Origin of the sequence: Pseudomonas sp. (assembly GCF_030696055.1) — a bacterium.
Classification (GTDB): Bacteria; Pseudomonadota; Gammaproteobacteria; order Pseudomonadales; family Pseudomonadaceae; genus Aquipseudomonas.
Map to the genome: position 1 here is coordinate 35,995 of NZ_JAUYNP010000297.1, position 6,095 is coordinate 42,089.

A 6,095-nucleotide genomic window follows, 5' to 3' on the forward strand; every position below is an offset into this window, starting at 1 on the left:
TTCGCACGACATAAAGAAGCCCGGCGCAGTGCCGGGTTTTTTGTTGAGCTGGCTTTAGGTCGTCTGGCCGCGTAATACCGTTGATCGGCGCCTACAAACCTATGGCTAAAGTTTTATCCATTACGGCCGTCAACCAATCAGATACACCGCCTAGGTACTTTGCCATGACTCCCCTGGCCTCACTTTCACCCGCCGTATCACGTCCATCCTCTAGCAACGTCCAGCCTGCCGTGCGCAATGCCGCCGATGCCCATGCGGTGTTGGCCAATCGCCTGGCCGAGCGGCTGGGCTTGCCGCCGGGCTCCCTGGTCGGCAAGGCGGATGACTACAGCCCGGAAAAAGTGGCCGGGCGCATTCTCGGTTTTATCGAGCAGCGCCTAGAAAGTGAGAAGGCCGCGGGGGCCGATACCAGTAAGCTGCAAGGCCTGCTGGAGCAAGCGCGCAGCGGTGTGGAACAAGGCTTTGCCGAGGCGCGCAAGATTCTCGATGGCATGGGCGTCTTGCAAGGCAAGGTGGCCACTGATATCGACGACACCTATCAGCGTATCCAGGACGGTTTTGCCGATCTGGATAAGCGCTTCAATCCTGCCGCAGAGCCTGACACCGACAGTACCGGCACCTCCGGTTCCGCCGCAGTGGCCGCCTACAGCGAACGCTTTGCCGCCCAGGCAGAAACCTTCGAGATGGCGGTGACCACCCGTGACGGCGATCGCCTGCGCATCTCCATCGCCCAGGCCTCGGCCAACTGGTCGCAAAGCGGCGTCGCTGCCACGAGCGATGGCAACGGCAGTGCGCTGGTGGCCGGCAGTCAATCGGGCAGCCTGCAGATCGGTGGTTGGCAGGTCAGCATCGAAGGCGAGTTGGATGAGCAAGAGCGCGAGGCCCTGGAGAAACTCTTCGGCCAGGTGCAGGAGCTGTCCGACAAGTTCTACGCCGGTGATCTGAGCGGGGCGTTTGATCGGGCCATGGCCTTGGATATGGATGGCGAGCAACTTGCCTCCATGTCCCTGCGCCTGACGCAGACCAGCGTGCGCCAAGCCACCGACGCCTACAGTGCGGTGGCTGAGCAGGGTGGTCAGGCCGCCAGTGCGGTCAATAGCAGCTTGCTCGATTATGCCCAGGGTCTGCTGGAGGCATTGCGCAGTGCCAGCCAGGTCAGCGAGGACGGCAAGGGCAGCCTGTCTGACTTGCTCAAGGGCGGTTTTGCCCTGGATGAGCGTTTCGACAGCAAACGTCTGGAAAAGGCCGAGAAGCTCAACAGCCGTCTGCTCGATGGCCTGCAAGCCTTGCTCGATGAGCAGCTGCAGAATGCCGGCGAGGCACCCGCGGCCTGATCCAAGGCGATGCTAGACTGTACGCTTAGCAGATAGTTGAGGCGTACAGATGCTCCCGGAATGTCAATTATTCGGTACCCTCGGCTGCCACCTGTGTGAGGTGGCCGAGGCGTTACTGATGCCTTTTGTCGAGCACGGTTTGCTGGTTGAAGTGGTGGATATCGCCGAACAAGAAGGCTGGCTCGAACACTACGGCCTGCGCATACCTGTGCTGCGCCGCAGCGATACCGGCGCCGAGCTGAGCTGGCCATTCGAGGCCGAGCAAGTTGTGGACTTCCTGCGTTAAGCCTGCCGGCGCGATCTGCCGGGCAGCTGGGTCATTGAATTATTAAAGGATGAAGAGCAATGAGCATGGTGCTGGGTGATGCCTTGTCGCTGCTGTTGTTTCGCTTGCACAGTGGTCGTTTGTTGGGGATTAACCTGCTCAAGGTTCAGGAAATCATTCCATGCCCGCCCTTGACCAAGCTCCCCAGTCGCCATCCCCATGTGCGTGGCGTGGCTACCTTGCGCGGTTCGGCCTTGACGGTGATCGACCTGGCCCGCGCGATTGGCGAGCAGGGCGTCAGTGATAGCCGCGATGGCTGTCTGATAGTCACCGAACTCAGCCGCTCGCGTCAGGGCCTGCACGTGCAAAGCGTTGAGCGCATAGTGCAGTGCTATACCCGCGATGTGCGTCCGCCACCCGCAGGTTCCGGCGGCAAAGCCTTTATCACCGGGGTGACCCAGATCGACGGCAAGATAGTGCAGATACTCGATATCGAGAAGGTATTGCACGAGCTCGCGCCGGCAATAGTCGAAGACCTCGATGAGCAGCTGCTGTCGGAAAGCGAGCGCAGTCTGCTCAGGGGGCGCCGCGTGCTGGTGGTGGATGACTCTCATGTGGCCCTGCACCAGACCATGATCACCCTGCGCAAGCTGGAACTGGACTGTCAGATGGTCAGAAGCGCCGCTAGTGCCTTGGCGCTATTGCTGGCGGAGCATGCAGCCGGGCGGCCGATAGAAGTGCTGGTGTCGGATATCGAGATGCCAGAGATGGATGGCTATGACCTTGTGCGCACTATCCGCAAACACCCGGACATCGGTCAGACCTATGTGCTGCTGCACACCTCATTGGACAGCACTATGAATACCGAAAAAGCCCAGGCGGTGGGGGCCAACGATGTGCTGACCAAGTTCTCCACCATCGACCTGAGCAAGGCTTTGGTGCGCGCGTTTGAAAGCCTGAATTGATGGGTTTTAGTCGGCCACAAAAAAGCCCGCAATTAGCGGGCTTTTTTGTGGGTCTTGGATGCTCAGTGTGAGCTACTCAAGACTGGGAAATGGTCGGAGAGACAGGATTCGAACCTGCGACCTTCTCGTCCCGAACGAGACGCGCTACCAAGCTGCGCTACACTCCGAATAAGTTGAGATTGTACTCAAAAAGTTTTGTTACACAAGGGGTTAGGGGCGAATTTTTTAAAACGGCAGAGCGCTCGGCCGGCCTCAGGCGCCACGCCATGGCGGCATGGGGGCGCCTGAGGGGCGCAAGAATTACAGCTCTTTGACCGTGCGCACTTGGTCCTTGTTGACCTTGGCAGGTTTGCCGTCGAGTTGCTCGAACTCATAGAAACCCGACTCTTCGTCGAAGACAGGTTCGTCCACGGTTTGGATCTCGCGGCCGTCATTCAGGGTGATCACCGAGGGCGCTGCGCAACCTGCCAGAGTGACCAGCCCCAGGGCGAGCAAGAGGGCCGGAATGGTTCGCTGGATCATTTGAATCTCCTTGGGTTTTAGAGGCTTTTACTCTTGTAAGACGAGGCCTTGGCCGCCAAGTTCCCTGTTAACCACCGCTAGTAGTGGGCGTACTCAACAGCTCGGGGGTGTTCAGGTTAGCCAGGCGCGGATCTTCGGCTGGGCAATCGACGGTCAGGGGATCGATGGAACGCAGCCAGCGCTGCGGGCTGCGTTCGCCGGCTTGCCAGGCTCGCTCGAGTGCGGGCGCCAGGGCCAGTGGAATCAGGCAGAACAAAGGTTCCAGGTACTGGCCCTGACGCACCACTACCGCTCGTTCGCCCGCTTGGCTGAGCAAGGCCTGCAGCAGCGCCAGGTCGAGACCCGGGGCATCGCAGGGCAGCACCAGCAGCCAGTGGTGGCGGGCGACTTTAAGCCCCGCGCGAATGCCGGCCAAGGGACCCTGGAAGTCGGCCACCTCATCCGCCACCAGGCGGTCGGCGTAGGGTGCGTAGCGCTCGGCGTTGCGGTTGCAGGAGATGATCAGATCATCGGTCAGGGGCCGCGCTAAGGCATGCAGCCAGGCGATCAGGGGGCGGCCTTGCCAGTCGAGCAGGCCCTTGTCCTGGCCGCCCATGCGTTGTCCGCGGCCGCCCGCCAAGAGCAATACGGAACAGCTGGGTAGAGCAGGGCTAGCGGGCATGGCAGAGCCTCCTGGGATGGGCCTGTGATATAAATGCGGGCATTATCGCCCATAACCGGAAGCCTGCCATGAGCCACAAGGCCGACGCACCCTTCGTGCCCCTGAATATTGCCGTTCTCACCGTCAGCGACACCCGCAGCCTGGACACCGACACCTCCGGCCAGTTGTTTGTCGACCGCCTGCAAGCGGCCGGGCACAACCTGGCGGCGCGGGTCTTGCTGAAGGACGACCTGTACAAGATTCGCGCCCAGGTCGCGACCTGGATTGCCGAGGATCAGGTGCAGGTGGTGCTGATCACCGGCGGCACCGGCTTTACCGGCCGTGACAGTACCCCGGAAGCCGTGGCCTGCTTGTTGGACAAGCAGGTCGATGGTTTCGGCGAGCTGTTCCGGCAGATTTCCGTGGCCGATATCGGCACCTCGACCATTCAATCCCGCGCCTTGGCCGGCTTGGCCAACGGCACCTTGGTGTGCTGTCTGCCGGGCTCGACCAATGCCTGCCGTACCGCCTGGGATGGCATCCTCGGTGAGCAACTGGATGCCCGCCATCGTCCCTGCAATTTCGTTCCGCACCTGAAGCAAGTGGCGGCCTGCGAGAGCCGTGGATGAGCGGCTGTGACAAGCCTGGGCTGATGCCGGTCGAGGCGGCGCTGCAGCGCTTGCTGGCGCTGGCCGAGGCCAGTGCCATTGGCGAGATCGAGCAAGTCAGCCTGAGCGCAGCCGATGGCCGGGTGCTGGCCGAACCCTTGATCGCCAAGCTGGATTTGCCGCCCTGGGCCAACAGCGCCATGGACGGTTACGCCCTGCGCCTGGCCGACTGGACGGGCGAACCGCTAGTGGTCAGCCAGCGCATCCAGGCAGGCAGCGCGCCCGAGCCGCTGCAGCCCGGCACTTGCGCGCGGATCTTTACCGGCGCGCCGCTGCCCCAGGGCGCCGATACGGTGGAGATGCAGGAAAACGCCGTGCTCGGCGCGGATGGCCGGGTGGCCTTTAGCGAGCCTTTGCGCCTGGGCCAGAATGTGCGCGCCCAGGGTCAGGAAACCCGTATCGGCGATTCCGTGCTGCCGGCCGGCAGCCGTTTGGGCCCGATCGAGCTGGGGTTGGCGGCTTCGCTGGGTTGTGCCGAGCTGAGTGTGCGGCGGCGCCCACGGGTGGCGGTATTGTCCACCGGCGATGAGCTGATCGAACCGGGACTGCCGCTTGGCCCCGGGCAAATCTACAACAGCAACCGCCGCCTGCTGATCGCCTGGTTGCAGCGTCTGGGCTGCGAGGTGGTGGATGGCGGCATCCTGGCCGACGACCTGGAGCTGACCCGTGCGGCGCTGGGCGCCCTGAGTGGCGTCGACCTGATTCTGTCGACCGGCGGCGTATCGGTGGGCGAGGCGGATTTCCTTGGCCTGGCCCTGCGCGAAGAGGGCGAGCTGGCGCTGTGGAAGCTGGCGATCAAACCAGGCAAGCCGCTGACTTGCGGGCAGTTTCGCGGTGTGCCGGTGATCGGCCTGCCGGGCAATCCGGCTTCGACCCTGGTGACTTTCGGCCTGCTGGCGCGGCCTTATCTGCTGCGCCGTCTGGGCGTGCAGCGGGTCGAGCCCTTGGGTTTCCCGATGCCGGCCGGCTTCATCTGGAGCAAGCCGGGCAACCGCCGCGAATACCTGCGCGCGCGCCTGGAAAATGGCCGGGTGGTGCCCTATCCGAACCAGAGTTCCGGCGTGCTACGCAGCGCAGCCTGGGCCGAGGGCTTGGCCGAGGTGCTGGAAAATACCACCTTGAGCGAGGGCGATAGCCTGCGCTTTATCCCCCTAAGCGAAATACTCGGGTAGGACGTCGTAGGATGGGTTGAGCGCAGCGATACCCATCTGGCCATTGATGGGTTACGCCGCTGCGCGGCCCATCCTACGGCTTGAGCTGCGCCGCCTGGCGTTGGCTTTCGCGAAACTCGCCCGGGGTCTGCCCGGTCCAGGTCTTGAAGCTGCGGTGGAAAGAGCGCGACTCGGTAAAGCCCAGGTAGCAGGCGATATCCTGAATCGCCAGGTCGCTGCGCAGCAGGTAGTGCTCGGCCAGTTCCTGGCGCAGTTCATCGAGTATCTGCTGGTAGCTGGTGCCGGCCAGTTGCAGATGACGCTGCAGGGTGCGCACCGTCATATTGAATTTCTCCGCCACCCGCTCCTTGCGCGGCAAACCATCCTTGAGCAGCAGACGCAGGGCGTTCTTCACCCGGCGCGGCAGCGGCTCGTCATCGTCCAACCCGGCCATCAGGGTCAGGGCGTGTTCTTCCAGGGTACGCAGCAGGTTGGCGTCGGCCTGGCGCAGCGGCACGCCGAGGTATTCCAAAGGCACCAGCAGGGCGTT

8 protein-coding genes and 1 tRNA gene are annotated in these 6,095 nt (G+C 62.8%); 5 read left to right on the plus strand and 4 right to left on the minus strand.

The annotated features are described in order from the left end of the window. Window positions 1-164 precede the first annotated feature (164 nt). The 3 genes from Q8Q83_RS17935 to Q8Q83_RS17945 are packed head-to-tail and all read left to right on the plus strand — an operon-like array spanning window position 165 to window position 2,564. Window positions 165-1,334 (plus strand): DUF5610 domain-containing protein, encoded by a 1,170-nt coding sequence (locus Q8Q83_RS17935; protein WP_305625487.1) that lies wholly within the window; start codon window positions 165-167, stop codon window positions 1,332-1,334. Between the two features lie 49 nt (window positions 1,335-1,383). Further along, on the plus strand, window positions 1,384-1,620 hold the full coding sequence (locus Q8Q83_RS17940) for a glutaredoxin family protein (RefSeq protein WP_305625488.1): 237 nt from the start codon (window positions 1,384-1,386) through the stop codon (window positions 1,618-1,620). Window positions 1,621-1,679: 59 nt separating this feature from the next. After that, window positions 1,680-2,564 carry a chemotaxis protein CheV gene (locus tag Q8Q83_RS17945; RefSeq protein ID WP_305625489.1) on the plus strand — a complete coding sequence of 295 codons (885 nt, stop codon included), beginning with the start codon at window positions 1,680-1,682 and terminating at the stop codon, window positions 2,562-2,564. Window positions 2,565-2,654: 90 nt separating this feature from the next. Here the strand turns inward: Q8Q83_RS17945 and Q8Q83_RS17950 are convergent. The 3 genes from Q8Q83_RS17950 to mobA form a co-directional block, all read right to left on the minus strand. Next, window positions 2,655-2,731 (minus strand) — tRNA-Pro (locus tag Q8Q83_RS17950). 133 nt (window positions 2,732-2,864) lie between these two features. Beyond that, the gene (locus Q8Q83_RS17955) at window positions 2,865-3,086 is read right to left on the minus strand and encodes a YgdI/YgdR family lipoprotein (RefSeq protein WP_305625490.1); all 222 of its coding nucleotides are present in this window, start codon (window positions 3,084-3,086) and stop codon (window positions 2,865-2,867) included. 67 nt (window positions 3,087-3,153) lie between these two features. After that, window positions 3,154-3,747, minus strand: a complete 594-nt coding sequence (gene mobA / locus Q8Q83_RS17960) for a molybdenum cofactor guanylyltransferase MobA (RefSeq protein ID WP_305625491.1) — start codon at window positions 3,745-3,747, stop codon at window positions 3,154-3,156. Window positions 3,748-3,815: 68 nt separating this feature from the next. Here mobA and moaB point away from each other — a divergent pair, with 68 nt between their 5' ends. Both moaB and glp read left to right on the plus strand, forming a co-directional pair. Next, window positions 3,816-4,355 carry a molybdenum cofactor biosynthesis protein B gene (gene moaB / locus Q8Q83_RS17965; protein WP_305625492.1) on the plus strand — a complete coding sequence of 180 codons (540 nt, stop codon included), beginning with the start codon at window positions 3,816-3,818 and terminating at the stop codon, window positions 4,353-4,355. Next, window positions 4,352-5,566: a gephyrin-like molybdotransferase Glp gene (glp, locus tag Q8Q83_RS17970; protein ID WP_305625493.1), complete on the plus strand. Its 1,215-nt coding sequence runs from the start codon at window positions 4,352-4,354 to the stop codon at window positions 5,564-5,566. Before moaB ends, glp begins: the two co-directional genes overlap by 4 nt. Window positions 5,567-5,639: 73 nt before the next feature. Here the strand turns inward: glp and Q8Q83_RS17975 are convergent. Then, window positions 5,640-6,095, minus strand: a 456-nt coding sequence (locus tag Q8Q83_RS17975; RefSeq protein ID WP_305625494.1) for a helix-turn-helix transcriptional regulator, incomplete at its 5' end; no start/stop codon positions are given.